General features: G+C 39.6%; 1 protein-coding gene. It reads right to left on the bottom strand.

Annotated elements, in window-relative coordinates:
- Window positions 1–255, bottom strand: a 255-nt coding sequence (locus TEPIDINF_RS14930; protein WP_421692405.1) for a transposase, incomplete at both ends; no start/stop codon positions are given.

The raw sequence follows: 255 nt of genomic DNA, 5'->3' as shown, positions 1-255 counted from the left end.
TTTTATCAGCTAAAACCTTGCTACCTTCGGGAAGAGTAAAACGTTCGATTTCTCGTATGACGGCATTTTTCTTTAGCCTTGATACAAAGAAGTAACCATCATCTGTCATTCGATCAAAACGTTCATAATCAACATACCCGCGGTCAAACACATACATGGCTTCCTTGTCATCTACAAGGACTTCAAGTTGATTTCTGTCATGTTCTTTTGCTGTTGTCATCACTGCTTTTTCAGGATAGACAGTGTCCTTGTCCA

It is taken from the genome of Tepidibacillus infernus, assembly GCF_048898065.1.
GTDB classification, from domain to species: domain Bacteria; phylum Bacillota; class Bacilli; order Tepidibacillales; family Tepidibacillaceae; genus Tepidibacillus_B; species Tepidibacillus_B infernus.
This window is presented reverse-complemented; position numbering and strand designations above follow the sequence as displayed.